Below are 21,030 nucleotides of genomic sequence, written 5' to 3'. Positions count from 1 at the left end.
TCGAAATTGCGTCAGCCGGGCTCGCTCGCGCGTTCGAGCATGGCGTGCAGCAACACGTTCGCGCCGGCTTCGATCCATTCGATCGTCGCGTCCTCGACTTCGTTGTGGCTGATGCCGTCGATGCACGGTACGAACACCATCGAGGTCGGCGCGACCGTCGCGAGATAGCACGCGTCGTGACCTGCGCCCGAAACGATGTCGCGATTCGAATAGCCGAAGCGCTCGGCCGCCGCGCGCACGGACTTCACGCACGCCTCGTCGAACGGCACGGGCGCGTAGTAGAAAATCTGCTCGACGTCGGCTTCGAGCTTGCCCTGTTCCGCGATCTTCGCGATGCCTTCACGCAGCTCTGCGTTCATCTGCGCCAGCACCTCGTCCTGCGGATGGCGAAAATCGATGGTGAAGAACACGCGGCCCGGAATCACGTTGCGCGAATTCGGATGCACCTGCATCATGCCGACCGTCGCGCACGCGAGCGGCGCATGACGCAGGCCGATCTCGTTGACGAGCTGCACGACGCGCGAGGCGCCCAGCAGCGCGTCGCGGCGGCGCGGCATGGGCGTAGGCCCCGCGTGCGCCTCCTGGCCCGTGAGCACGACTTCGTACCAGCGCTGACCTTGTGCGTCGGTGACCACGCCGATCGTCCTGTTTTCGGCCTCGAGTATCGGCCCCTGTTCGATGTGCAGTTCGAACGCCGCGTGAATCTTGCGGCCGCCGCACGGCAACGCGCCCGCGTAGCCGATGCGCTGCAATTCCTCGCCGATGGTCTTGCCGTCGACGTCCTTGCGCGACAGTCCGTACTCGAGCGCAAACACACCCGCAAATACGCCCGAGGCGACCATCGCCGGCGCGAAGCGCGAGCCTTCTTCGTTGGTCCAGATCACCGTTTCAACAGGGCGCTCGGTTTCGATGCCGTAATCGTTGAGCGAGCGAATCACTTCGAGGCCGCCGAGCACCCCATAGATACCGTCGAAGCGCCCACCGGTTGGCTGCGAGTCGGCGTGCGAGCCGGTCATCACGGGCGGCAGGTCGTTGTTGCGCCCCGCGCGGCGCATAAACACGTTGCCCATCTGATCGACACTCACCGTGCAGCGCGCCTCTTTCGCCCATTGCACGATGAGATCGCGGCCCTGCTTGTCGAGGTCGGTCAGCGCCAGACGGCACACGCCGCCTTTGGGCGTGGCGCCAATCCTGGCCATCTCCATCAGGCTGTCCCACAATCGCTGACCGTTCACGTGGATCGCGGTCGTCAGCGCGGCTTCGCTTACTGCGTTCATGCGTGTTCTCCTGTCCGTGCTTGTCAAACGTGCATGCATGCCACCGTGTTGGGGCACGAAGGATCACGACGGTGCACGTCTCGATGGCACTGCGCTGCCCCTGAAACCCAGCCCTTCGAATCCTGTCCGATTGGACAGGTTTTAGACGAGAAACTTCGCGAATTCAATGCGGAGTTACGAGCGAGAAGCGTGCCATTGATGCTGCAGTGCGTGAAAAAACCAGGCGTCCGTGCTGCGCGTTTCTCCGGATGTCGGTGAATTCGCGGCGCACTTGCATCGTGGCTACAATGATTCCGGCATGCGCGCGCCGCCGCGCTCCTTTTCTCTTCCGAATGGACCGAACATGCGCGACGACGAACCCACCACGCGAGCCGCGCCCCTCGCGACGCGCGGCACCGCGCAGGCGCAACGAGCCGCCGACACATCGCACAAGCCACAGCGGCGCAAAGCCTCCATTCGTGCGTCGAATGAATCCCATCTTCTCGCCTGTGCCGAAGCCGTGTTCGCCGAACGCGGCTTCGAAGGCGCGAGCACGGCGCTGATCGCCGAGCGCGCGGGTTTACCGAAGGCGAATCTGCACTATTACTTCCCGACCAAGCTGGCGCTGTACTGGCGCGTACTCGACGATGTGTTCGAGGAATGGAACGCCGCCGCCAACCTGTTCGATGCAAGCGACGATCCGGTCGAGGCGATTGGCGGCTACGTGCGCGCCAAGATGGCCCTGTCACGGCGCCGCCCACTTGGATCGAAGGTGTGGGCCAACGAAATAATCAGCGGGGCGCTGCACATGCAAGAGATCCTGCTCGAACGCGTGAAGCCGTGGATGGACTCACGCGTGAAGCTGATCGAGCGATGGATAGCCAAAGGGTTGCTCGCGCCCGTCGACCCTCGGACGCTCCTCTTCATGATCTGGGCGACCACGCAGCACTACGCCGATTTCGAGGCTCAAATATGCGCGCTCTCGGGCAAACGCGCGCTCTCGACGAAGCGCTTCGAGGCTACGACGGAAGAAGTGGTGAGCATGATCCTGCGGGCGAGCGGAGCGCGATCGCCGGTCCGATGAATCGTTTAGGGAGTTTCCCTGAGGACGTCATTGTCTCGTTGCCGCGGTCGCTGTTTTCCGCGTTAATGTAAGCGCTAACATGTCCAACAAGCAGCAATACCCAGCCGGCTTTGCAGTAAGGTCGTCGCTTTCATGTACCGAACGGCATGAACGGCTGAAAGCTCAATGACGGCGTTGAGTCCAGAGGCGGCGCGAGTACTCAAACGTCTGAATCATCCGCTCGCATTCCGTGCAAAAAGCTGGTCTCGCCGACTTGGATATCCCGCCAAGCGCCCTATACTTGAAGAGAGCCGCGCGGAAGCCGGCCCCTGATGCAGAAGCGGACGAGAAATCGTTCATTGGGGCGCGGTAGCGGGGCCACGGAAACGCCCGTGTGAATAACACGGGCGTTTTCTTTTTTGTGCCCCGATCGTGCAGCTTTGGAAAGTGACCGGCTGGTCACGCCCGTTGATCAGCGGTCTTGCCTTGTGTCCCAAACCCGGAGCACGAAGATGGTGGCACGGGCTGGGCATATGCGGGTCTTATTTCGAGATGGATTTCGTATCGCCCGCCCAAACACACCCACTTGTGAACTTCGCGGGGCGGCGGGCCGTCATGCTCGTCCAGTTCCTCTCCGAGCCGGTGGTAATGGTCTTCGCCAGGCTTCCTCGCTTCGGCCAGGAGTGCCTTAACTACCGCTCGCTCAGTCCTGCGAGCGTCAGGATCCGGTGGGTGCCAACGATGGGGCGATAGCCGAGCGAACCACCGCTCGCGCCCTTCCCTCTGGTTGGTGCACGATGAGCGGGACACGTGCACCAACCCAAACCAATCGCGACCCACACTGGATCACGGGTAGACAAGTACCAGCGTCTACGCCAATGTAAAAATCGTTGCCGAGCAAGGACTTCCTGCCAACCTCCCCTGCCTGGCACAGTTGCTGCAAGCATGAGCTCAAACTTGTATTCAAGATTGAACTCATGCTTCCCGACGCCTTCTTCAAGGTTCGAGCGCTGCTCGAATCCTACGCCACCAAAAGCACGACGCCTCGCGACATCGTCGACACGGTGTTCGCCCGGATCGAAGCCTCCTGTCGCCCCGAAGTCTGGATATCGCGCGTGAGTGCCGCCGATCTCGGCAGCCGGGCTGCCGCGCTCGAAGAAGCGCGCGCGCGCCTGGGCGCCGCGATCTTTGAGCGGATGCCGCTGTTCGGCGTACCGTTCGCGGTGAAGGACAACATCGACGTCGCCGGCATGCCAACCACCGCAGCCTGCGACGCCTTCGCGTACACGCCCGCAGCCTCGGCATTCGCCGTCGATCGTCTGCTCGACGCCGGCGCCATCCTCATCGGCAAGACGAATCTCGACCAGTTCGCCACAGGCCTGGTCGGCACACGCTCGCCCTATGGCGGCGTGCGACAGTTCGAATCCGATGCGCACATCTCCGGCGGATCAAGCTCCGGCTCGGCAGTCGTTGTTGCGGCTGGGCTGGTTGCGTTCTCACTCGGCACGGATACCGCTGGCTCGGGGCGTGTTCCGGCAGGCTTCAACGACCTCGTGGGTCTCAAGCCAACGCCTGGCATCGTAAGCAAGCGCGGCGTGGTACCGGCGTGCCGGAGCCTGGACTGCGTGTCGATCTTCGCGCATGACGTGGGCGACGCCTGGGAGGTCCTGCTGCAGATGGCGAAGTACGATGGAGACGACAGCTATGCGCGCCGAGTGCCGGCACTCGGACTGCCCCATGCACCACTGCGCCTCGCCGTGCCGGATCAGTTGACCTTCCAGGATGACGCTCAGGCGCATCAGGCCTTTGCCGCCACGCTCGACACGATCGCTTCGCGCCTTGCGCTTTCGCCAACAAGCGTGCCGTTCGAACCCATGCAGCGAACTGCCGCGCTGCTTTACGACGGCCCGTGGGTAGCGGAGCGCCGTGCCGCGCTCGGCTCCTTCTTCGAGACGAATCGCGCCGACATCGATCCGGTTGTCGCCGAGGTGATTGCCAAAGCGGACGGCTACAGCGCTGTCGATGCGTTCGACGGACAGTATGCACTCGCCGCACTGCGCCGCGAAGTGGAAACGCTGTTCGAGGCGATCGACGTCCTCATCGTGCCGACCACGCCCACGCATCCAACCTTCGACGAAGTACGTGCGGACCCGATCGGGGCGAACAGCCAGCTTGGCGTCTATACCAACTTCGTGAATCTGCTCGATCTGTGCGCTCTGGCGGTGCCGGGCGTTCGCCGCGCGGACGGCCTGCCAGCCGGCGTGACGCTGATCGCGCCAGCGGGCGCCGACCAGCGCCTGGCAGTGCTCGGCGCACGCATCCAGGCGCTCTTCATGGCGAACGCTACACCCGACGACGCTGCCAGGATTGCCGCGCGACCGCTGCCCTTCGAAGAGCCGACGGTGACACTCGCCGTGGTCGGCGCTCATCTGCGCGGGCAGCCCCTCTGCTGGCAACTGCTCGAGGCTGGTGCGCGTTTCGTCGAGACCACCACCACGTCTTCGCACTACCGCCTTTACGCGCTCGCCGGTACGAAGCCGGCCAAGCCCGCTCTGGTGCGTACACCGCACGAGGCCGGCCAGCCCATCGAAATCGAACTCTGGGAAGTGCCGCTGCGCAGCTTCGGCGCATTCGTTGCCCACGTGCCGGCGCCGCTCGGCATCGGCAGCGTGCAGACAGCCGATGGACTCATCGTCAAGGGCTTTATCAGCGAGCCCTCGGCGGTCGCACCAGGCAGCGGCGCACACGACATCACTGCATTCGGCGGCTGGCGTGCATGGCTCGCAACGGCGGCCGGAACGCAAGCCCAATCCGATCGGCAATTCTGAATATATGCATTGAACTCACGAGGAGTCCAACCATGACAAACCGTCGCGATTTTCTCAAGGGCGCTGGCGCCCTCGCCCTTGGCAGCACGCTCCCATTCGACCTCGCTTTCGGTGCCGAGCCGCTTACGGTCGGCGTCATCTACGTCGGTTCGCGCGGCGATTACGGCTACAACCAGGCACAAGCGCAAGCTGCGGCTGTCATCAAGAAGCTGCCGAACGTGAAGGTCGTCGAGGAAGAAAACGTGCCCGAGACCGTCGCCGCCCAAAAGACCATGGAGGCGATGATCGAGCAGGACGGTGCGACGCTCATTTTCGCGACCTCGTTCGGCTACTTCGATCCCCATGTGCTGAAAATGGCAGCCAAATATCCGAAGGTTCGCTTCGCCCACTGCGGCGGTCTCTGGAAGAGCGGCAATCCGGCCAACATCTCCAGCTACTTCGGCTATATCGACGAATGCCAGTATCTGAACGGCGTCGTGGCGGGCCATGCGAGCAAGACGAAGAAGCTCGGCTTCGTCGCGGCCAAGCCTATTCCGCAGGTGCTGCGCAACATCAACTCATTCACGCTGGGCGCGCAGTCGGTGGATCCGTCGATCGCCACGCACGTGATTTTCACGGGCGACTGGTCGATGCCGGTGAAGGAGGCGGAGGCCGCCAACAGCCTCGTCGATCAGGGCTGCGACGTGCTCACGTGTCACGTGGACGGACCCAAGGTCGTGATCGAGACAGCCGAGAAACGCGGCGCGATGAGCTGCGGTTACCACGCAAGCCAGGCGGCGCTGGCGCCGAAGGGCTATCTGACGGGCGCCGAATGGGACTGGGCGACGCCCTACAAGCTGCTCGTCACAAACGCGCAGACGGGCAAGCCGCAGCCGAACATTCTTCGCGGCGGTCTGCGCGAAGGCTTCGTGAAGATGTCTCCGTATGGCGCGAAGGTGACACCCGATGCCCGCACGCAAGCCGACACCGTGAAGGCGAAGATGGTCGCGGGCGACTACGTCATCTTCAAGGGACCGATGAAGGACAACAAGGGCGGCAGCGCCATTGCGGCCGGCACGAGCTACGCACAGACCGATCTCGCGCTCGAAAGCATGAATTATCTGGTTGCCGGTGTGGTTGGCCAGATCTGACGGCCGTAAGCGTCCTCGCCAGGAGTCCTGATGTCCGCATCCCTTTCTCCCGCTCACGGGCCGTCGCGAAGGCTGCCTGCAAGTCTCGCGCGCCTGCTGCTTGCCCTGTTGCCTGCGTTGCCGACAGTATGTGCAATCGTGGCAACTCTGGCGATCTTCGGCATCTTCCTGCTCGTGCAGGGACAGCCGGCCATCCAGGCCCTTGGTCTCATTGGCGAAGGTGCGTTCGGCTCGTCGTTCGCATGGCAGAACACCTTGCTGCGCGCCGCACCGCTCATGCTTACGGCTCTGTGCGTCGCGCTGCCTGCCCAGGTCGGCCTGATCGTGATTGGCGGCGAAGGCGCGCTCGCGCTGGGCGGGCTCGCGGCCGCCGTCGTGCCGCAGTGCCTGCCGCAGGCTACGCCGTGGATCGTCGCGACGCCGCTGATGGCGATTGCAGGCATGCTCGCGGGGGGCCTGTGGATCAGCGCAGTGGGCGCGATGCGTCAATGGCGTGGTGTCAACGAGACCATCAGCAGCCTGCTGATGTCGTATATCGCCATCGCCGTCTTCAAGTTTCTCGTCGAAGGGCCGCTGCGCGATCCCGCCAGTCTCAACAAACCGTCGACGCTGCCCCTCCCCGACGCCATGAGCATCGGCTCGCTGCCGGGACTCGACGTGCACTGGGGCCTCTTCTGGGGCGTGCTCGCGTGTCTCGCTGCCTGGGTGCTCGTGCGCCAAAGCACGCTCGGCTTCGCCATGCGCGTAACGGGTGGCAACGTGCACACGGCGCGCCTCGTCGGCCTGCCCGTGGGCGGGCTCGCGCTCACCGCCTGCGCGCTAGGCGGCGCATCAGCGGGACTTGCCGGAATGTTCGAAGTTGCGGCCGTGCAAGGCAGCGCGAATGCGTCGCTGCTCTCGGGCTACGGCTATGCGGGCATCCTTGTCGCGTTCGCGGCACGCCAGAATCCGTTCGCCGTGATCGTGTGCGCCCTGATGGTCGGCGGCATCGAGGCGAGCGGCAGTCTGCTGCAACGTCACCTCGAGCTGCCCGACGCCGCCACGCTCGTGCTGCAAGGGCTGCTTTTCGCGAACCTGTTGGCCTGGGAGGCGCTTGCTCCCCGTCTTGCCGCCTTGCGCGTGAAACTTCAGGCCGTCGCGCTCGACACCTCGTCTGCTTCACTGGAGCGTACCCGCCATGTCTGACCTTCACTCGCCCGCTGCGGTACTGCTGATTTCGCTCTTTGCGGGGGCCATTCGCGTGAGTACGCCCTATCTGTTCGTGAGCCTCGGCGAGTGCCTCACCGAGAAAGGCGGCCGCGTGAATCTCGGTCTCGAAGGCATCCTGGTCTCCGGCGCGATGTGCGGCTATGCGGGCTCGTATCTCTCGGGTTCGCCGTGGATCGGCGTGCTCGCGGCGGCGGCGGCCGGTCTGGTGCTCGGCTGCCTGCATGGGCTGGTCTGCTCGCTGCCGCGTGTTTCCGATATCGCGTTCGGCATCGCGCTCATGCTGTTCGGCACCGGCCTGGCGTTCTATCTCGGCAAGCCGTTCATCGAGCCGCAGGCTGCGATGCTCCCGTCGATCGATCTCGGCGCGTGGGCCGCCTCGCAGCAAGTGCACAACGCGCTGCATATCAATCTGCTCTTCGTGATTGGCGTCGTGCTTGCCGTCGCTTTGCAGTGGGGACTGCGCTCGATGCGCTGGGGCATGACGCTGCGGCTCGTCGGCGAGAACGCCGAGAGCGCGCGTGCAATGGGCTATCCCGTTACGCGGATACGCGTCATCGCGACGGCGGTGGGTGGTTTCTTCGCGGGCGTGGGCGGTGCCTATCTCTCGCTCGTCTATCCCGGCAGCTGGAACGAGGGACTGTCGAGCGGGCAAGGCCTGATGGCCGTCGCCCTCGTGATCTTCGCACGCTGGCAGCCGCTGCGCTGTCTTTGGGCCGCGCTGCTGTTTGGCGCTGCCGGAGCGCTTGGCCCCGCCCTGCAGGCAATCGGCGTGACCAGCGGCTATTACCTCTTCAACGCCGCCCCTTACGTGCTGACGCTCGCGCTCATGATCATCAACTGCAGGCCGGACCGCACGCTGGCGGGCGCACCCGGCGAGCTGAGCCTGACGCGCTGAGCGCGGACAGCTTCCGACCGACCGACCGACCGAATCCAGAATCGCCCGCGCTCGCGTAGCGCGCGACCGGAGAATCAACATGACCCGTACCATCGAAGCCCGTCCCTATTCCTGGCCCTACGACGGGAATCTGCGCCCCGACAACACGGCGCTCGTCATCATCGACATGCAGACCGACTTCTGCGGTTACGGCGGCTACGTCGACAAGATGGGCTACGACCTCTCGCTCACGCGCGCCCCGATCGAGCCGATCAAGCGCGTTTTGGGGCCGATGCGCGAACTCGGCTTCACGATCATCCACACCCGTGAAGGGCATCGGCCGGATCTGTCCGATCTGCCGGCGAACAAGCGCTGGCGCAGCCGCCAGGCGGGCACGAACGGTCTCGGCATCGGTGACATGGGGCCATGCGGTCGGATACTCGTGCGCGGCGAGCCGGGCTGGGAAATCATCGACGAACTCGCCCCGCTGCCGGGCGAAATCATCATCGACAAGCCTGGCAAAGGCTCATTCTGCGCGACGGACCTCGAACTGATCCTACGCACGCGCGGCATTGCGAATCTCGTGCTCACGGGCATCACGACGGATGTGTGCGTCCACACGACGATGCGCGAAGCAAACGACCGCGGCTTCGAATGCACGTTGCTCGCGGACTGCTGCGGCGCGACCGATAAGGGCAACCATGACGCTGCGCTGAACATGGTCCTGATGCAGGGCGGCGTGTTCGGCACGGTGTCCAGTTCGGCGGCGCTCGTCGCTGCCCTGGAGCAGTGACCATGATCACCGCGACACGCGCGCTCGGCGTCGAGGTGATCGGCGCGAGCAAGTCGTTCGGGACGTTCCGCGCACTCGATGACGTTTCGATCAGGGTTGCGCCCGGGACGGTTCACGCGCTGCTCGGCGAAAATGGAGCAGGCAAGAGCACGCTCGTGAAGGGGCTCGTGGGCTACGGCCCGCTCGATCACGGCACGATTGTGGCCGATGGAAGCGAGGTGCGCATCGCATCCCCGCGCGATGCGCAAGCGCTCGGCATCGGCATGGTCTATCAGCATTTCACACTCGCGGCGGGGCTCAGCGTCGAGGAGAACCTGCTCCTTGCGCGCGGCAACCTGTCATGGAAGGTCGACTGGGCGGCCGAGCGCAACGCGCTCGACGCCTTCATGCGCCGCATGCCGTTTCGCCTCGAACTCGATGCGCCGGTCTCGTCACTCGCGGCGGGAGAAAAGCAGAAGCTGGAAATTCTCAAGCAGTTGTATCTGGAGCAGCGCTTCCTGATTCTCGACGAGCCCACCTCCGTGCTCACCCCGCAGGAAGCCGACGAAGTGCTCGGCCTCATGCGCACGCTTGCCTCGCGCGGCGACCTCACGGTGCTGATGATCACTCACAAGTTCCGCGAGGTAATGGCCTATTCGGACAACGTCACGGTATTGCGCAAGGGCCGCTTCGTCGGCACCTGCGCGGTGGCCGACACCGACCGCGACCGGCTGGCCGCCTGGATGATGGGCAGCGACGCAAGCGCGCAAACGCGCGAGGGCGCCGCTGAAGACACCGATGAGTTCAGGCTTGCGCGCCGGCCGAACTCGCCCGACGCTCCGGTGCGGCTCTCGCTATCGAGCCTTTCGGTCGTCGACGAGCGTGGGCACGCTGCCGTGCGCGAGGCGTCGCTGAGCGTGCGCGCGGGCGAGATCCTCGGGCTTGCGGGCGTCTCCGGCAACGGTCAGAAAGAACTGATCGAAGCGCTCGTCGGGCAGCGCAAGGCCCAGTCGGGCGCGATGGCCGTGGAAGGTTTGCCCTATGCCGCGACGCGCGTAGAGATGACACGCATGCGCGTGTTCGCCCTTCCCGAGGAGCCGCTGCGCAATGCTTGCGTGGCAGGCATGAGCGTGGCCGAGAATATGGCGCTGCGGGATTTCGACCGCGCGCCGCTGCGGCGCGGCGGATGGTGGCTCGATCGTCGCGCCATGCGCTCGCGCGCCGAGCGGCTGATCGCCGAATTCGACGTGCGGCCTCCACTGCCCGAGCGCGCCATCGGCTCGCTGTCGGGCGGCAACGTACAGCGCGCCGTGCTGGCTCGCGAGCTTGGGCACGCAGTGAACGTGCTGATCGTCGCGAATCCTGTGTTCGGACTCGACTTTGCCTCCGTCGCGGACATCCACGCCCGCATTCTCGCGGCGCGCGATGCCGGTGCGGCCGTGCTGCTCGTCAGCGAAGATCTCGACGAACTGCTGGAGCTTGCCGACCGGATCATGGTGATGGCCGAGGGACGTCTCGTCTACGAGACTGCAGCAAACGAGGCGGATCGAGTGGTGCTTGGGCGTTACATGGCGGGCCATGGCGACGAAGGCAGGCCGCAGACGGCTGAGCCGGCCGAGCTGCACGCAAGCGCCTGAGCGGCGCGCGAACGATACACAACCCAAACGGAGAAATGTCGCGATGACAACCATCGCCAGCGCAAAGCCCGCGCCGTTCACGTTCGACGCGCGTCATACGGCGCTCATCGTGATCGACATGCAGCGCGACTTCATCGAGCCGGGTGGCTTTGGCGAGGCGCTCGGCAACGACGTATCGCTGCTTTCAGGCATCGTGCCGACCGTCGCGCGGCTGCTCGCGCATGCGCGCTCGGCGGGATGGCAGGTCGTGCACACCCGCGAATCGCATACACCCGACCTCTCCGACTGCCCCCCGGCCAAACGCATGCGCGGCATGCCAGATGCGCGCATTGGCGACGCAGGACCGATGGGCCGCATCCTCGTGCGCGGCGAGCCCGGCAACGCGATCATCGACACGCTCGCGCCGATCGACGGAGAACTCGTCATCGACAAGCCCGGCAAAGGCGCTTTCTACGCAACGCAGCTCGGCGAGGAACTCTCGATACGAGGCATCACGCATCTCGTGTTCGCGGGCGTGACGACCGAGGTCTGCGTGCAGACTTCGATGCGCGAGGCCAACGATCGGGGCTACGAGTGTCTGCTGGTCGAGGACGCGACGGCAAGCTACATACCGGCGTTTCGCGAAGCGACGATTGCAATGATTCATTCGCAGGGCGGCATCGTCGGCTGGACCGCTCCCCTCGACGCCCTGCTGGGGGCAGACTGATGACGATGGAAGTGAACCGGCCCGAGATCGTCGCGCAGGTCGCGGCAGCTTTCGAGGCTTACGAGCGAGCGCTCGTCGACAACGACGTCGAGACGATGAACGCCCTGTTCTGGGACGCACCCGAAACGGTGCGCTATGGCATCGCCGACATCCAGCATGGTGGCGACGCGATCCTCCGCTGGCGGGAAACCTGCGTGCCGGTGCCCCGCTCGCGGCGGTTGCACCGCACCGTGGTGACGACGTTTGGCGGCGACTACGCGACGGTGAGCACTGAGTTCACGAGCGACACCACGCCTTTGACGGGCCGCCAGATGCAGACCTGGGCGCGGCTGCATGAGGCGAACGATATGTTCGGCGGCTGGACGATCGTGGCGGCGCACGTGAGCCTCATCGAGCCCGTTTAAGGGCGGATAATAGGGAGTTGGCCCCCGTCGCCCACCATTGCACCGACGCGCCGCACCACTCTCGACGTTATCGATACCTGACTCATGGACGACTTGACCGAAGCCGCCGCCGAAGCCCCCGCAGCATCTGGCACGAAGGTGACCTATAGCGCAAACCCCCTTGCCGAGCAGGTGTATCAGCTCATCAAGCAGGACATCTTCAGTTTTCGACTGTTTCCCGGCGACCGCTTTTCCGAAAACGACATTGCCCAACACCACGGCGTGTCGCGCACGCCGATGCGCGATGCGCTGTTCCGTCTCGCGCGCGAAGGCTATCTTGAGGTGGGGTTCCGGCGCGGCTGGAAAGTCTGCGATATCGACTTCAATCAACTCGACCAGTTGTATGACTTGCGCATCGTTCTCGAACTGGCGGCGCTCGAGCGGCTCTCGGGAGCGTCACACGATGCGATGGATGCGTTGCGAGCCGTATGGTGCGTTGACGAACGGGAACGCGAAAGCCGTCCGGCCACGATGTTCGTGCTCGACGAGGGCTTTCACCGCGGCCTCGTGAGTGCTGCCGGCAACAATGAGATGCTGCGCGTGCACAACGAAGTGACCGAGCGCATCCGCATCGTGCGGCGGCTCGATTTTCTCAAGGCGCATCGCACGAGCGCGACATACGACGAGCATTCGGCGATGCTCCATCTCATCGATCGCGGCAAGTTTGGCGAGGCTGCCATCCTGCTGCGCGCTCACATTACGCAAAGCAAGCTCGAGGTGCGAAAGATCACGCTGTCGATGCTCGCGACTGCGCGCGACGAGAAGCTGCCCTTCGTCAGCTAGAGAGTGCCTTTCCGGGGCTTTGGCGCAACTATCTGGCGCGGTCTCCAGACACAGCCTTCAGCCTTCATGTCTTCGAGACGCCCTTCAAGGGGTAATCGTACTTTCCATGCAGAATTTGGCATTCCACCCCGGCGACTACGAGGAAGTCGACGATCCGAGGGCTCGTCGGTACTTCGCGGTTCGTCGGTTGAGGCTAGCTGCTCGCTCGAGTCCCAGCCGACACGCGGCAGGTTTCGACTTCTCAGTGTATGCGCGCGAGGTTACGAAGGAGCGAATCGCCGTCCTGCGTCACGCGAGGTCGCACTGCCCCGCCGGCAAGCCTCTCCATGGTGACGAGCTGACGTTCAAGCAGCGTATCGAGTTCTTCCCGCTCGGCAATGTGGTCAGCCGAGTCCCTGACCAGCATCAATGTCGCAAATTCATGGGCGCTGAGCATGCTTGCCTCCTGATAGCTTGAGTAGGTGCTGTACGGATTGTGTTGGCTGAGACACTCGCTTTTGACGTCGCCTGCCGATGGCGCGCTCGCTGCAATGGCGCGGGGAGTTGATGGTAGGGGCAGCGCAGCGGCGCGGCAATCCAGGGTCGTCCCGCATATTGGGTCGATTGGAGAGTGCCGCACTGCAACAGATGCGGTGGCGATCACGCAAATACGGGGTTTCGGCACGCTGGAGATTGGGAGGATCGTCGACGTAGCCGTTCGGGCTGTAAGCCGCCTTCTCGAGTTGAGCCAGTTCGGCCGCCAATGACTACAATTTAGGGATAGTCGCATTCCCCAAGGAGGCTGCCATGGCTCAATCAATGATCAGTTTTTGGGTTGGCCTTGTGGTTCTCGTTGTCGTTGCATCGGCCTTGTCCAGGCGCTACAGGCACGATCACCCGGGAGAGAGCCTGAGTCAGTGGCTCGATACACATCATATGAGCTGGATGCATCGCAAGCACTAGCTGGCGGCGCGGGCTGACGCCGAGGAGCGCACCATGGCCTTCACCCTCACCTCACAAGCTTTCCACGAAGGAAGCGAGATTCCTCGGCGCTACACCTGCACGGGCGCGGACGTCTCCCCGCCGCTCTCGTGGTCCGGGGTACCCGCCAACGCGAAAAGCCTCGTGCTGATCGTCGACGACCCCGACGCGCCCGACCCGGCCGCGCCACGGATGACATGGGTCCACTGGGTGCTTTACAACATCCCGACGACGGCTCCTGGTGTTCAGGAGGGCGTCACTGCGGGCGCGCTTCCGGCAGGCACACTTGCAGGCACCAACGACTTCCATCGCACCACGTATGGCGGCCCATGCCCGCCCACTGGCCGTCATCGGTATTTCCATAAGCTCTACGCGCTCGACACCGTGCTGCCCGATCTTCACAAGCCCACAAAGGCGGCGTTGGAAAAGGCGATGCAAGGCCATGTCGTGGCGCACACCGAACTGCTCGGCACATTCAAGAAGTAACACGCAGACCCCTGGACGCTACTTGTCCGGGATTGTCGATTCCGCGTCGATGACAAGAAGCGCATCCAGCAGCTTGAGAAGGAATTGCAGCGCAAGGAGAAGGCGCTGGCCGAAGCGGCTGCACTTGTGATTCTGAGAAAAAAGTCCAGGCGATCTGGGGATGTCCGCGCCGAATCTGGTGAGGGCTATTGCATATGGCTCGTCACTACATGGCCGCGCGGCCCTCTCCTACCCCAAGTCCAAAAACTCTCTGTACGGCGTCAATTCGCGAATTTACGTCGAGCTTTTCGAAGATATTTTTCAAATGCCACTTGACCGTCTCGGGTGCCAGTTTCAACGACCGGCCGATTTCCTTATTCGAAAGACCGCGGGCAACGCACTCGAGTACCTCAAACTCCCTCGCACTAAGAGCATCCGGTGACAGCGGCACGGCCTCAACATGCGCGGGCGACGCAGCCGGTGAGTTGCCGAAGGCATCAAAAGCTGTAAGCAGCCTGTCGACATACGCCGTTTCTGCCGTAGGAACATTCGCTGAAGCCAAGCGAAATTGCTGTAGCAACGCGCGCACGGGTGCTCCCTCATCCACGAAGCTGTTAATCATGCCGCTCTGCCTTCCGAGCCGTAGCGCTCGTTCGAGCGCACCAAGCGCCTTTTCGGACGCTCCACATTGCGCGAGCGCGCATGAGAACAGCAAGGAAACCACAGCCTCCGAATAGCGCCTGCCCGTAGCAGCCAGAGTATCGAGCAAAGGTGTGAGAAGCGTGACGGCTTCATCTGCACGATTCCCGGCGATCAGTACGCGAGCCTGCAGGAGACAATAGCTCGTCCAGGTGTCTACCGCGCACCCAGTCCGCCCTTCGCACATCATTGGCACGCTCTTGCTCAGTTCGTCGGCGATCTGTCTCGCTTGAGCAACGTTGCCTTCTACAAGGAGCAATCTTACCGTTTCGGCATCCAGCGCCAACTTCAGACGTAGCCAGTGTCGGGTTACGGCGGCCTGTCGACCGTCTTCGAGAATAGCCAGCGCCGAACCCATCTCCCCGTCGCGCCACAGCAAGCGTGCTGCAGACAGTATATGGCGCATCAAACCAGTTAGCGGCGAGGTTTCCAGTGCAGCGGTCGTGCGGCCCGCGATCATCCTCCGCGCTTCAGGCAGTTCGTTGCACTCATAGTAGATCGCAGCAAGGCAACTGGCCGCCCAGGTTGCGCAGGATGACGAGTGGCCCCATGCTTTTTCGATGCGGTGGAACATCGCCTCAAAAATTCGCCTTGATTCAGACAGCTCGCCATGCATAAATGCAGCAACACCGAACGACGAGCGTCGAAACATATCCGAGTAGTCGGGCTCCTGACCCTGTTCAACTCGCTCGCCGACGGCGTCGCGTATTTCACGTATCTGGTCGAACCTACCCCTGTGCATCAAGCCGAAGAGCTGCGCGAATTGCGCACAGCGCTGCACCCACGGCGCTGTAGGCGCCATTGAGGCTTGAGCAGCACGCCCTAGTTCGAGCGCCCGCTCGCTTTCCTCCACCATGGTGGCGATCAGTGCGCTGATCGCGTTGATCTCCGCCAATGCCGCTTCCTCTACCATGCTGGTATCCTTGCGACGCCCGCGAAAGAATTCGTTGTTAACAGCAGCAACCTCCCTTGAGGCGGCGTCCGGCTGAATCGAGAACACGAGCGCCCATGCTTTCGTCAGGCGCAAACGAAGCCGTTTCTGGATGACATCCGGTGGCAGTTTTCCGATCCATCCTAGCAACGTGTTCAACTCACCGCGCTCGAGCATCTCCGTCGCACAGTTTTCAACCCACTGTGCCGCCTGCTCGAGTTCGCCTGCAGCCAAGGCATGTCTGACTGCCTCGGGCCAAAGACGTGCTCCTGCAAACCATTGGGACGCACGACGGTGCAGCAACGGGACGTGTTGCGGCATCTGGCGAAGAAGGCGCCGACGAAGTGCGTCGGACAGGAGCGCATGATAGCGGTACCAGTGCCGTGTTTCATCCAGCGGCCGGATGAACACGCTGTGCCGCTCGAGCCAGTCGAGCTCGCCCCCGCTTCCACTTCCCTTGCCCATGATGGCATCGCACAACTCAGGGGCGAGTCGTTCAAGAATCGACGTGTACAGCAGAAACTTCAGCATATGGAGCGGCAGATGTGCGAGCACGGTATCGTTCAGGTACGAATCGATTCCGGAGCTGACTCCGACCAGCGCACCGGCGACCTTGGCCGCATCGCCCACATCGCGTAGCGCAAGAGCAGCAAGTTGCAAGCCAGCGACCCACCCCTCCGTTGCCTCGTTCAGCAACTCGACACTGGTCCGGTCAAGCGGCACGGTGCCTGTCCGGTCAAAAAATGCCTGCGCATCGGCGATCGAAAAACGGAGATCGTCGACATCAATACGAACTAGTTCCTCTGGAGCTCGAAACTGACCAACTATCAAGGCCGGTTCACCTCGCACCCCGAGCAGGATATGCATGTTCTCGGGGGCATAGCGAAGCAGACGGGAAGTAATCGCAAGAACTGGTTTCGCAGTCAGACGGTCGGCGTCGTCCAGCACGAGGAAAACGCGCCTGCCGGATGCAGCGATCCCGTTCAGGAGAAGTGAAATGACCGTTCTGATAGGAGTCAGCGGATCGTTATTAAGGATCTGTTGCGCTTGCGAGGCAATTTCCGTCGAGGCCCTGGCGAATGCGGCCACCAGGTAAGCGCAGAACTGCTGCGGATCATCGTCTTCTGCGTCGAGGCTGAGCCATGCAACAACATGCTTTCGCTGCGACAGCGCTTCACACCAACCAGCAAGCAATGTCGTCTTGCCGAACCCCGCCGGGGCGGTCACGACGGTGATGCTGCGAACCGGCTGCTTACGCAACCACTTAAGCAACACGGATCGTTGCACGCAGCCAGACGGAAGACGGGGCGGGAGCATCTTGGTCTGAATCAGCGACACGCTCCATGGGCGATCGGTACTGTCTGAAGACGCATGCATGTTTGTCCTCTACTGGCCCCCAATCCAGAAATAATAGCGCGAAATTTTGCCAGCGCTATTGCTGCGACCCATTGCACGCCGCTCCGTCCAGGTCACTCAGCAGACGGACATCAGACCCGCGACCCCGCCGCACCGGTTCTGTTGCAATAGCGGAGGCTGGTATGCTGCGGGACCTAACAGAATGCCGCTCGAGATAATGTTGGTGTGCGTGCGTTGGTACGTGGCCTACCCGCTGAGCTTGCGCAATCTCGAGGAGATGATGGCCGAACGCGGGATCGCGGTCGATCATTCGACCGTGCATCGGTGGGCCATCAAGCTTCTGCCAGTGCTTGAAAAGGCATTCCGCCGCTGCAAGCGCCCGGTCGGCAAGAGCTGGCGGATGGACGAAACCTATGTGAAGGTCCGGGGCACATGGAAGTATCTCTACCGCGCCGTCGACAAGGCCGGCAACACGGTTGATTTCCTGCTGCGAGCCAAGCGGGACAAGGGAGCGGCCCGACGGTACTTCGAGAAGGCCATCGATCAGAATGGCGCGCCCGAAACCGTAACCATCGACAAAAGCGGTGCCAATCTGGCCGGGCTGCACGCCGTGAACGCCGACCGTGAGACGCCCATCAAGATCCGCCAGGCCAAGTATCTCAAGAATATCGTGGAACAAGACCATCGGGCGATCAAGCGACGTACCCGACCCATGTTGGGATTCAAGGATTTCAGTTCTGCCCGCATCTTGTTGAGTGGCATTGAACTCATGCATATGATCGCCAAGGGGCAGATGAGAGACTCCGGCAAACTCAAGCCATCGGCCGCCCGGCAATTCTACTCGCTGGCGATGTGAGCAATCCTTCTCACATCGCAATCGTCCACCAAAATCGCCTTACCGCGACTGAACCGTCTGGAGATGCGGCGCTTGCCGCGCTGCTCGCCGAGCGGCACGTCATGCGTGCGGCCCGACATTATCTGGACGCCGTCGCCAGGTAGTGTGATGGCCATTCAGCTTGCGCTCGCCGACCGGTTTGCTCGAAGCAACTTGACCTTTGTAGTAGCTACAGGGTCTATCGTAGTCACCGTGATGAGACGCGTCGAGGTCGAAACGGTGAACTCTTCTCTGCCGCTGAAACTGCGCATCGGGGGCACGCACTGCGCGTCTTGTGCATTGAAGATCGAGAACGCGATGAAGCGGCTGCCAGTCGTGTCCGACATCAACGTTAGCTACGGCCAGGAAAGCCTGACCTCACATTCGACGAGGACCGCACGTCGCTTGCCGCGATTGAGGCCAAGTCTCATGCGCTCGGCTTCACGCCGGTTGGCGGTCCCGTCAGTGAGCCGACTGGTGCCTCCGAGGCCGGCCGTTCGTCGTGGTGGCGCCCGAAGGCTCGTGCCCGGGTCCACACCTGCCCCACTCCGTAACAGGCGGCCCCAAGCATGCCAACGAAGAAACCGACTGGCCAGTTGGAGACATAGGAGAGGGCGATCGATGTCCACACCGTGACGAGCGAAATTCCAACCGACACGCATATCGCAAGAATCGGCCGGTCAGTCAGCGAGCGGGCCGCAGCCGCGGGTCCAATCATCAGGCTGAACACTAGCAGCGCGCCCACTACCGGGAGCGCCATTGCCGTCGCAAGCGCCAGGATGCTCATGAACGCAAGTTCCATCGCGCGGCTCGATACGCCTCTCGCCTTCGCCAGATCGGGCGATACCGAACTGAGCAGGAGTGGCCGGAAGAGCACAACCGCAACCGCAATCGAGAACCCGCTGATCGCGGCAACCGGCGCGAGATCGGTGTTGCTCACGCCCAGTACTTCGCCGAAGAGAAGGGCATAGACCGCTTGTGAATACTCGCTCGTCATGCTCAGGAACAGCGCCCCGAAGCCTAGCAGCGTGACGAGGCACAGGGCGGTTGCGACTTCGTGTCTTCCGCGCCGGCTCAGCCAACTGATTCCGATCACGCCGAGACCAGCGAAGACGATCAGGCCGAAGAGCGGATTGATACCGAGCAGGCTTGCCGCTGCAGCACCCGGAAAGGTGCCGAGCGGCAAGGCGTGCGCGGCGAACGAGGCGCCTCGAATCACCACGAAGAAACCAATGAATCCGGCGACCGCTGCCACGATGCTCGCCACGATCCACGTGTTGGTCATGAAGCTGGAGAACATGGTCAGGCCTCACCCGGTTCACGGGCGTTCAGGGCGATCCGCGCGCCCGTTGGGGGCTTCCGTGCAGGTCCGGCGCGACCTGTGATGACATACAGGGCGAAGATAAGCGTCACCACGAAGAAGCTCACTGGCCAGCCGTGCCCGGGGGTCCAGTAGTAGCTGTCGTACGCGAGGAGGATGCCACCCCAGGTCGTGCCCAGGCCGATTAACGCGGACAGACCCGTGGCCCAGCCTGGCCGCTTTGCCACCCTCAAGGCGATCGCCGCCGGACCTATCAGGAGTGCGGTCGACAGGATGGCGCCGACCGTAATAGCTGATAGGGAAACGGCCAGCGCCAATACCAGCAGGTGCAGGAGTCCGACCGTCCGTACCCGCACGCCCATGACCGCAGCCAGCTCTGGGTCAACGGAGCTGAGCAGCAAGGGACGATAAAGCACGCCCGCGGCAATCAACGCCCCCGTGCCCACCGCCAGTGCGAGCGGAATGATCGATGCCGGAATGGCGAACATTGATCCGAACATGACGGTGATCGCCGCTCCAGTCGTGCTTTTCGATGTCACGTCGAGGTAAAGAAACAGCGCGGCAAGGCCAAGCCCCGCGCCCAGCACGACGCCGGTCACAAGATCGCGCTCACGGGCGCGGCGCACCCGCACCAGTTCGATGCCGCCCGCTGCCATGACCGCCATGATGAGAAATCCCAGCAACGGGTTGATGCCGAGCAGGAACGACGCAGCACCGCCCGCGCTGCTCACATCGGCCAGCGCGTGGCCGGCGAAGGACTGGCTCCTCATGACGGTGAATACGCCAATTACGCCGGACACGACTGCGGCGGCGCCGCCGACTACCATCGCGGTATGCACCGGTTCGCTGCTAAAGAAGCCCGGTTCAAAGATGAGGGTGAGCAGGGAATCCATCTTGAATCAGGGAACCTGCACAATGTGGGCGGGGTCTCGCCGAACGGCGGCAAGCATTTCGGCCTCGGTGCCGGCGGCAATCACCAGCACGCGGCCGTGCACGCGGACGACATCGATGTGATAGCCGTACAGTCTGCTCAGGACCTCGGTACGCACCACTTCGTCCGTCGCCCCGCTCGCTGCGTGGCCATTGGCGAGGTAGACGATCCGGTCCATCACCGGCAGCAAGGGATTCATGTCATGCGCCGAAAGCAGGACCGCAAGCCCGTGCTCGACGCTCAGGCGGCGCAACAGCGCGACAATTTCGGCGACGCTGCGCATGTCGAGGTTGGCCAGAGGTTCGTCCAGCAACAGCAGCCGCGGACGGCGAACCAGAGCGTGTGCGATCAGTACCCGCTGCTGCTGGCCTCCGGACAGTTCCCCGATGCGCTGGTCCGCGAAAGGCTCTGCATCCACGGCTTTGAGCATCCCGTCGACCGCCTCGCGGCGTTTTTTCGACGGTAACGGCAAGCCGAGCCTGTGGCCCTCGAGGCCGAGCGACACCAGATCCCGCGCACGCATCGGGAGGTAGGGGTCGAGCGCGATCTTCTGCGGGACGTAACCCACCGAGGTCAGGCTGCGCGCACCATTGATCCTGATGCTACCTGCACTCGCTACCTGGAAGCCGAGGATCGTACGCAGCAGCGTGGTCTTGCCCGAACCGTTCGAACCGATAAGGCCGCAGAACTCTCCCGCTTCCAGACTGAAACTCACCTCATGTAGCACGCTGTGCCCCGGGAAAGAGACGCTCACCCGGTCGACCGCAAGGACCTCGTTGCCAGGGCACATGC

19 protein-coding genes and 2 pseudogenes are annotated in these 21,030 nt (G+C 63.1%); 14 read left to right on the top strand and 7 right to left on the bottom strand.

Annotation, left to right across the window (positions count from 1 at the left end; all coding sequences use genetic code 11):
- Positions 1–11 precede the first annotated feature (11 nt).
- Positions 12–1,277, bottom strand: coding sequence for a Zn-dependent hydrolase (locus HDG34_RS06965; RefSeq protein ID WP_184058701.1), 1,266 nt, complete (start codon positions 1,275–1,277; stop codon positions 12–14).
- Between the two features lie 343 nt (positions 1,278–1,620).
- Between HDG34_RS06965 and HDG34_RS06960 the strand changes: the two genes are divergently transcribed.
- The 10 genes from HDG34_RS06960 to HDG34_RS06915 all read left to right on the top strand — a co-directional run bounded on the left by HDG34_RS06960 (position 1,621) and on the right by HDG34_RS06915 (position 12,701).
- Positions 1,621–2,340: a TetR/AcrR family transcriptional regulator gene (locus HDG34_RS06960; protein WP_184058699.1), complete on the top strand. Its 720-nt coding sequence runs from the start codon at positions 1,621–1,623 to the stop codon at positions 2,338–2,340.
- A gap of 956 nt (positions 2,341–3,296) precedes the next feature.
- Entirely contained in the window at positions 3,297–5,147 is a 1,851-nt protein-coding gene (atzF, locus tag HDG34_RS06955; RefSeq protein WP_184058697.1) for an allophanate hydrolase, read from the top strand.
- 32 nt (positions 5,148–5,179) lie between these two features.
- On the top strand, positions 5,180–6,277 hold the full coding sequence (locus HDG34_RS06950; protein WP_184058694.1) for a BMP family ABC transporter substrate-binding protein: 1,098 nt from the start codon (positions 5,180–5,182) through the stop codon (positions 6,275–6,277).
- Between the two features lie 30 nt (positions 6,278–6,307).
- Positions 6,308–7,462 carry an ABC transporter permease gene (locus HDG34_RS06945; protein ID WP_184058692.1) on the top strand — a complete coding sequence of 385 codons (1,155 nt, stop codon included), beginning with the start codon at positions 6,308–6,310 and terminating at the stop codon, positions 7,460–7,462.
- Entirely contained in the window at positions 7,455–8,381 is a 927-nt protein-coding gene (locus tag HDG34_RS06940; RefSeq protein WP_184054130.1) for an ABC transporter permease, read from the top strand. The genes HDG34_RS06945 and HDG34_RS06940 overlap by 8 nt, the downstream gene beginning before the upstream one ends.
- A gap of 79 nt (positions 8,382–8,460) precedes the next feature.
- On the top strand, positions 8,461–9,153 hold the full coding sequence (locus tag HDG34_RS06935; protein WP_090811211.1) for a cysteine hydrolase family protein: 693 nt from the start codon (positions 8,461–8,463) through the stop codon (positions 9,151–9,153).
- Between the two features lie 2 nt (positions 9,154–9,155).
- Complete coding sequence (locus tag HDG34_RS06930; RefSeq protein ID WP_184058690.1) at positions 9,156–10,769, top strand: ABC transporter ATP-binding protein; 1,614 nt, start codon at positions 9,156–9,158, stop codon at positions 10,767–10,769.
- A 43-nt stretch (positions 10,770–10,812) separates the two neighbouring features.
- Positions 10,813–11,475 carry a cysteine hydrolase family protein gene (locus HDG34_RS06925; RefSeq protein WP_184058688.1) on the top strand — a complete coding sequence of 221 codons (663 nt, stop codon included), beginning with the start codon at positions 10,813–10,815 and terminating at the stop codon, positions 11,473–11,475.
- Between the two features lie 5 nt (positions 11,476–11,480).
- A complete protein-coding gene (gene hpxZ, locus HDG34_RS06920; protein ID WP_184059208.1) occupies positions 11,481–11,879 on the top strand; it encodes an oxalurate catabolism protein HpxZ in 399 nt (132 codons plus the stop codon).
- Between the two features lie 84 nt (positions 11,880–11,963).
- Positions 11,964–12,701 carry a GntR family transcriptional regulator gene (locus HDG34_RS06915; RefSeq protein ID WP_260321059.1) on the top strand — a complete coding sequence of 246 codons (738 nt, stop codon included), beginning with the start codon at positions 11,964–11,966 and terminating at the stop codon, positions 12,699–12,701.
- 241 nt (positions 12,702–12,942) lie between these two features.
- Here HDG34_RS06915 and HDG34_RS06910 read toward each other — a convergent pair whose 3' ends face one another.
- Entirely contained in the window at positions 12,943–13,137 is a 195-nt protein-coding gene (locus HDG34_RS06910) for a hypothetical protein (RefSeq protein ID WP_184054110.1), read from the bottom strand.
- A 539-nt stretch (positions 13,138–13,676) separates the two neighbouring features.
- Between HDG34_RS06910 and HDG34_RS06905 the strand changes: the two genes are divergently transcribed.
- The gene (locus HDG34_RS06905) at positions 13,677–14,147 is read left to right on the top strand and encodes a YbhB/YbcL family Raf kinase inhibitor-like protein (protein WP_184058686.1); all 471 of its coding nucleotides are present in this window, start codon (positions 13,677–13,679) and stop codon (positions 14,145–14,147) included.
- Between the two features lie 51 nt (positions 14,148–14,198).
- Positions 14,199–14,297, top strand: a pseudogene (locus HDG34_RS06900) (transposase); the annotation flags it as partial.
- 55 nt (positions 14,298–14,352) lie between these two features.
- Here the strand turns inward: HDG34_RS06900 and HDG34_RS06895 are convergent.
- Entirely contained in the window at positions 14,353–17,094 is a 2,742-nt protein-coding gene (locus HDG34_RS06895) for a LuxR C-terminal-related transcriptional regulator (protein WP_311734860.1), read from the bottom strand.
- 220 nt (positions 17,095–17,314) lie between these two features.
- On the opposite strand from HDG34_RS06895, the gene HDG34_RS06890 reads away from it, so the two are divergent.
- Positions 17,315–17,968 carry an IS6 family transposase gene (locus tag HDG34_RS06890; RefSeq protein WP_184058682.1) on the top strand — a complete coding sequence of 218 codons (654 nt, stop codon included), beginning with the start codon at positions 17,315–17,317 and terminating at the stop codon, positions 17,966–17,968.
- On the opposite strand, the gene HDG34_RS06885 is transcribed toward HDG34_RS06890, so the two are convergent.
- Complete coding sequence (locus tag HDG34_RS06885) at positions 17,950–18,123, bottom strand: hypothetical protein (RefSeq protein ID WP_184058680.1); 174 nt, start codon at positions 18,121–18,123, stop codon at positions 17,950–17,952. The genes HDG34_RS06890 and HDG34_RS06885 overlap by 19 nt on opposite strands.
- Between HDG34_RS06885 and HDG34_RS39805 the strand changes: the two are divergent.
- Positions 18,116–18,310: pseudogene (locus tag HDG34_RS39805) on the top strand (hypothetical protein); the annotation flags it as partial. The gene HDG34_RS06885 and the pseudogene HDG34_RS39805 sit on opposite strands and share 8 nt — an antisense overlap.
- A 103-nt stretch (positions 18,311–18,413) precedes the next feature.
- Here HDG34_RS39805 and HDG34_RS06875 read toward each other — a convergent pair.
- The 3 genes from HDG34_RS06875 to HDG34_RS06865 are packed head-to-tail and all read right to left on the bottom strand — an operon-like array spanning position 18,414 to position 21,028.
- Complete coding sequence (locus HDG34_RS06875) at positions 18,414–19,271, bottom strand: metal ABC transporter permease (protein ID WP_260321085.1); 858 nt, start codon at positions 19,269–19,271, stop codon at positions 18,414–18,416.
- A gap of 17 nt (positions 19,272–19,288) precedes the next feature.
- Positions 19,289–20,200 carry a metal ABC transporter permease gene (locus HDG34_RS06870; protein ID WP_184058678.1) on the bottom strand — a complete coding sequence of 304 codons (912 nt, stop codon included), beginning with the start codon at positions 20,198–20,200 and terminating at the stop codon, positions 19,289–19,291.
- Between the two features lie 6 nt (positions 20,201–20,206).
- Entirely contained in the window at positions 20,207–21,028 is an 822-nt protein-coding gene (locus tag HDG34_RS06865) for a metal ABC transporter ATP-binding protein (RefSeq protein WP_184059204.1), read from the bottom strand.
- Between the last annotated feature and the right edge of the window lie 2 nt (positions 21,029–21,030).

This window comes from Paraburkholderia sp. HC6.4b (genome assembly GCF_014200875.1).
GTDB lineage: Bacteria > Pseudomonadota > Gammaproteobacteria > Burkholderiales > Burkholderiaceae > Paraburkholderia > Paraburkholderia tuberum.
This window is presented reverse-complemented; position numbering and strand designations above follow the sequence as displayed.

Coding starts and splice junctions, on each gene's coding strand:
- HDG34_RS06965 (WP_184058701.1), bottom strand. CDS start 1,277: ATGAACGCAGTAAGCGAAGCCGCGCTGACGACCGCGATCCACGTGAAC.
- HDG34_RS06960 (WP_184058699.1), top strand. CDS start 1,621: ATGCGCGACGACGAACCCACCACGCGAGCCGCGCCCCTCGCGACGCGC.
- atzF (WP_184058697.1), top strand. CDS start 3,297: ATGCTTCCCGACGCCTTCTTCAAGGTTCGAGCGCTGCTCGAATCCTAC.
- HDG34_RS06950 (WP_184058694.1), top strand. CDS start 5,180: ATGACAAACCGTCGCGATTTTCTCAAGGGCGCTGGCGCCCTCGCCCTT.
- HDG34_RS06945 (WP_184058692.1), top strand. CDS start 6,308: ATGTCCGCATCCCTTTCTCCCGCTCACGGGCCGTCGCGAAGGCTGCCT.
- HDG34_RS06940 (WP_184054130.1), top strand. CDS start 7,455: ATGTCTGACCTTCACTCGCCCGCTGCGGTACTGCTGATTTCGCTCTTT.
- HDG34_RS06935 (WP_090811211.1), top strand. CDS start 8,461: ATGACCCGTACCATCGAAGCCCGTCCCTATTCCTGGCCCTACGACGGG.
- HDG34_RS06930 (WP_184058690.1), top strand. CDS start 9,156: ATGATCACCGCGACACGCGCGCTCGGCGTCGAGGTGATCGGCGCGAGC.
- HDG34_RS06925 (WP_184058688.1), top strand. CDS start 10,813: ATGACAACCATCGCCAGCGCAAAGCCCGCGCCGTTCACGTTCGACGCG.
- hpxZ (WP_184059208.1), top strand. CDS start 11,481: ATGGAAGTGAACCGGCCCGAGATCGTCGCGCAGGTCGCGGCAGCTTTC.
- HDG34_RS06915 (WP_260321059.1), top strand. CDS start 11,964: ATGGACGACTTGACCGAAGCCGCCGCCGAAGCCCCCGCAGCATCTGGC.
- HDG34_RS06910 (WP_184054110.1), bottom strand. CDS start 13,137: ATGCTCAGCGCCCATGAATTTGCGACATTGATGCTGGTCAGGGACTCG.
- HDG34_RS06905 (WP_184058686.1), top strand. CDS start 13,677: ATGGCCTTCACCCTCACCTCACAAGCTTTCCACGAAGGAAGCGAGATT.
- HDG34_RS06890 (WP_184058682.1), top strand. CDS start 17,315: ATGCCGCTCGAGATAATGTTGGTGTGCGTGCGTTGGTACGTGGCCTAC.
- HDG34_RS06885 (WP_184058680.1), bottom strand. CDS start 18,123: ATGGCCATCACACTACCTGGCGACGGCGTCCAGATAATGTCGGGCCGC.
- HDG34_RS06875 (WP_260321085.1), bottom strand. CDS start 19,271: ATGACCAACACGTGGATCGTGGCGAGCATCGTGGCAGCGGTCGCCGGA.
- HDG34_RS06870 (WP_184058678.1), bottom strand. CDS start 20,200: ATGGATTCCCTGCTCACCCTCATCTTTGAACCGGGCTTCTTTAGCAGC.
- HDG34_RS06865 (WP_184059204.1), bottom strand. CDS start 21,028: ATGTGCCCTGGCAACGAGGTCCTTGCGGTCGACCGGGTGAGCGTCTCT.